Annotated in this window: 4 protein-coding genes and 1 pseudogene; 2 read left to right on the forward strand and 3 right to left on the reverse strand. The window is 62.7% G+C overall.

The window, feature by feature from the left end; translation table 11 throughout:
* The 3 genes and pseudogenes from AC1D0P_RS22965 to rplM form a co-directional block, all read right to left on the reverse strand.
* Nucleotides 1–356 (reverse strand): annotated as a pseudogene (locus AC1D0P_RS22965) (DUF6776 family protein); the annotation flags it as partial.
* Between the two features lie 189 nt (nucleotides 357–545).
* The gene (rpsI, locus tag AC1D0P_RS22970; protein ID WP_007867568.1) at nucleotides 546–938 is read right to left on the reverse strand and encodes a 30S ribosomal protein S9; all 393 of its coding nucleotides are present in this window, start codon (nucleotides 936–938) and stop codon (nucleotides 546–548) included.
* A gap of 10 nt (nucleotides 939–948) precedes the next feature.
* Nucleotides 949–1,377, reverse strand: a complete 429-nt coding sequence (rplM, locus tag AC1D0P_RS22975; protein WP_007867557.1) for a 50S ribosomal protein L13 — start codon at nucleotides 1,375–1,377, stop codon at nucleotides 949–951.
* Between the two features lie 207 nt (nucleotides 1,378–1,584).
* On the opposite strand from rplM, the gene AC1D0P_RS22980 reads away from it, so the two are divergent.
* Both AC1D0P_RS22980 and AC1D0P_RS22985 read left to right on the forward strand, forming a co-directional pair.
* A complete protein-coding gene (locus tag AC1D0P_RS22980) occupies nucleotides 1,585–2,571 on the forward strand; it encodes a 23S rRNA (adenine(2030)-N(6))-methyltransferase RlmJ (protein WP_477678860.1) in 987 nt (328 codons plus the stop codon).
* A 173-nt stretch (nucleotides 2,572–2,744) separates the two neighbouring features.
* The coding region (locus AC1D0P_RS22985; RefSeq protein ID WP_477678861.1) for a PAS domain-containing protein at nucleotides 2,745–4,223 on the forward strand (1,479 nt) is incomplete at its 3' end.

Genomic DNA, 4,223 nt, shown 5'->3' on the forward strand with positions numbered 1-4,223 from the left:
GGCTTCGGTTGGCTTCGGTTGTCCGCTTCCAGCTGCCGGATCTGGCTCATCATTTTTTCCTGGGCGGCTTTTTCGGCGGTCAACAGGCTGCCTGAGGTGTTGGCGATGGACTGCGCCTTGTCGCGATCCGAGCGCAGGCTGGCCAATTCCTGCCGCAGCAGCACCAGTTCTTCCTTGCTGCCCGTGTCTGTGCCGGTGATGCCCTTGCCGAATTCGAAGGCCCACAAGGCGATGGCGCCGGAAAAGCCGAGCATCAGGGCGCCGGCGATCCAGCGCAAGGGCCAAGGGAGCGAGCTGCGCACCGACATGCGCGGGGAACTGATGGTCAGGCGACGGCGAAACAGGCGAAATTTCAAAAAAGGGCCCTGCTGTTTTCGGTTCGGGGAGCGTGCATTGTGCACTCAGACGAGGCCCAGAAAGGGTATTAATCCCCACAATACCGGTAAAGCCACAGTAAGGGTTTGCATCCGGGTTTGCCGGACGGATGGCCCATGAAAAAAGCCGCCAGGCTTGCACCAGGCGGCTTTTTTGGGAGCGAAGCGGATTTAGCGCTTGCTGAACTGCTTGCGACGGCGAGCAGAACGGAAACCGACTTTTTTACGTTCGACTTCACGTGCATCGCGGGTCACAAAGCCGGCCTGGCTCAGGGCCGGCTTCAGCGTTGCGTCGTAATCGATCAGCGCGCGGGTGATACCGTGGCGCACTGCGCCGGCCTGGCCGGACTCGCCGCCGCCGTGGACGTTGACCATGATGTCAAACGTCTCGACGTGGTTCGTCAGAAACAGGGGTTGGCGGCAGATCATGATCGAGGTTTCACGACCGAAGAACACCTGGATGTCACGATCATTGATCGTGATCTTGCCGGTGCCTTTTTTGATAAACACACGGGCGACGCTGGATTTGCGACGGCCGGTGCCATTGTTCCATTCACCAATCATCAATAGCTCCTTAGATGTCCAGCACTTTGGGCTGTTGGGCGGTATGCGGGTGCTCTGCACCACCGTACACCTTGAGTTTCTTGATCATGGCGTAGCCGAGCGGGCCCTTGGGCAGCATGCCCTTGACGGCTTTTTCCAAAGCGCGGCCGGGGTGCTTGGCTTGCATGTCGCGGAAGTTGGTGGCAGTGATGCCGCCTGGATATCCGGAATGGCGATAGTAGATCTTGTCGGTCGACTTGGCGCCGGTGACGCGCAGCTGGGCTGCGTTGATGATGACGATGAAGTCACCGGTATCGACGTGAGGCGTATAAATGGCCTTGTGTTTGCCGCGCAAACGGAGAGCAACTTCGCTGGCTACTCGTCCGAGGACCTTGTCGGTCGCGTCAATCACAAACCACTCGTGCGTCACGTCAGCGGGTTTTGCGCTGAACGTTTTCATGAGTTTTCTTTCGAAAAAATGGTTTGTCGGGTTCTTTTCTGCGGTCGGTGTTCTTCTGATGAGAACCTCTTAGGCAGTATTGTTTAGCCTCTGCCGCGGAACCACAAGGCGCTGCAGAGCCCACGATTATATGAAAAATCAAGGACTTGCGTCAATATTCGGCCGCTTTTAAGGCATTCCCCCCCGGCAAGAAGGTAGGATAGGCCCATGTTTTCCTATCGCCACGCCTTCCACGCAGGCAACCACGCCGACGTGCTCAAGCACACCACGCTGATCGCGTTGATGAAGTACCTGACCCAGAAAGACACGGCGCTGACCGTGATCGACACGCACGCGGGCGCGGGCCTGTACCGGCTGGACGGTGATTACACCGAAACCAGCGGCGAGGCCCAGGAGGGCATTTTCCGCCTGCTGTCCGAGCCCAAAGCGGTTACAACCCCCGCGAAAAAAGCGCCTACTGCTACCAAAACCGCAGCAGCCGGCGCAGGCAAACCCGCCGCCGCCCCGACTTGGGCGCCTGCGCTGCAGGACTATATTGACCTGCTGCGCGGCCTGAACCCGCAGTTCGCCGAAACCGGCGACCTCGCCCACCTCAAGATTTACCCGGGCTCCCCCTTCATCGAGCAGCAATTCCTGAGCGGGCGCGACAAGCTCAAGCTGTTCGAACTGCACCCCACCGATTTCAAGTCGCTTTCCGGCAACATCGAGCAGCTGGGCGTGGGCCGCCAGGTGGCCGTTGCCCGTGAAGACGGCTTTGAAGCGCTCAAAACCTTTTTGCCGCCGCCGGCCCGCCGGGCCATGGTGCTCTGCGATCCCAGCTACGAAATGAAGAGCGACTACGGTCGCGTGGCCACCTGCATGGCCGATGCCCTCAAGCGATTCGCCACCGGCACCTATGTGGTCTGGTACCCCATCATTCCGCGGCCCGAAGCGCACGATTTGCCGCGAAAACTCAAAACCCTGGCCGTCAAAAGCAGCCGCAGCTGGCTGAATGCGGCTTTAACGGTGAAATCAAGCAAGTTAACGACAGATACGAGCGGAGAAGTGATTCGCCCGGGACTTCCCGCAAGCGGCATGTTCGTCATCAACCCGCCCCACACGCTCAAAGCGGAGCTGCAAGCCGCCCTGCCGCAAATGGTGGCGCTGCTGGGCCAGGACCGCAACGCGGGCTTCACGCTGGAACACGGCGGCTGAAGCGCACGAGGCAAGCGCCTTGCGGCGCCGAGGCTAGCTGGTTTGCAGCGCCGCGCGCGCATGTTTTCCTGTCTTTACCGCCGCGATGAGTTGTGGCAAGGTTGCCTGTCACCTGTCCCGCGTCCACAGCCCCACCCTCCTGACTGACTTTTCACCGGCGTTTTACGACCCTCATGCCCGCTCAGGCACATCCGACCTCCCCTGCCCTGCCCGACACACCCGGCGGCGGGCCGCGCGCGGACTACGCGGCCCCGGCGGACGAGGAATCCATGGAAGCCGAAATCGCGCGGCAGGTCGCGCTGCGCACGCGAGAGCTGGGCGCCTCGCTGGCGCGCTACCAGACCATGGTCGACCTGGCGACCGAAAACATCTGCGTGGGCCAGGGCGGGCTGCTCCGCTTCGCCAATCCGCCCTGCCTGGCCTTGCTGGGCACGCAGGCCGGCACCATGGCCGACCGCCTCATGATCGAGTTCATCCATCCGGACGATCGCGAGTTTGTTTCCGGCAAGCACCAGTTGCGCGCCGCCGGCAATGTCGTCCCGGCCTTTGAAGCGCGATTCCAGCGCGACGACGGTACGGTTTCCTGGGTGGAAATCAATGGCGTGCTGGTGGACTGGGAGGGTGCACCCGCGGACCTGTTTTTCCTGAAGGACGTCACCGAACGCAAAAGGCTGGAGGCCCTGACCCAGTCCGCCGCCGAGCGCTACCGGGCGGTCGTGGAAAACGTCAACGACACCATCCTCGTGGTGCAAAAAGGCATCGTCCGTTTTGCCAATGCCAGCGCGCAGGAGCTGTTCGGCTGCGCGCTCATCGGCCTGCCTTCGCTGCACCTGATACATCCCGACGACCGCCCCATCGTGCAGCAGCGCCGCGAACTCATGCAGTCGGGCACCATGGTCAGCGCCTATGAGGCCCGGTTCATCACGCCGCCGCGCGAGGCCATGGCGCCTTCGCTGCGCACCGGCTGGGCCAGCATCTACGGCACGCGCATCGAATGGGACGGCGAGCCCGCTCTGCTGGTGCTCATGTCCGACATCAGCGAACGCCGCCGGCTCGACCAGGAGCTCAAGAGCGCGCTGGTGCAGCGCGAGGCCATCCTCGAGACCACCGCCGTCGGCGTGACCTTCCTGAAGGCGCGGCGCCACCAGTGGCTGAACCGCACGCTGGCCGCCATGCTGGGCTACAGCCCGGCCGAGCTGCTGGGCCAGGAAACCCGGGTGCACTATCCCGACGACGAAGAGTTCGAGCGCCTGGGTGCGCTGGCCTACGCGCAGATCACGCAAACCGGCCTGTTCTCGGCCGAAGCCCGCATGCGCAGAAAGAACGGCGAACTGATCTGGGTGCAGCTGGACGGCTCGGCGCTGGACCGCAGCCGGCCCGAGGACGGCTCGGTCTGGACCGAAGACATGCTGACCGTCGGCCAGGCCGACGCAGGCAAGCTCAGGCTCAACCTGCGGCCGGTGGACATCGCGGCGCTGTGCCGCAAGCTCGTGACCGAGGTGCACACCAGCGACGCCGGCCAGCATGCCATCGAGTTCGAGGCGCCGGTCGGCCACGACGCTTTTTCGCAGCTGGTCATGCTCGACGAGCGGCTGATACGCCACATCACCAGCAACCTGTTGACCAACGCCTGCAAGTACTCCGCCCCGGGC

This window comes from Polaromonas sp. P1_G2, assembly GCF_056405515.1.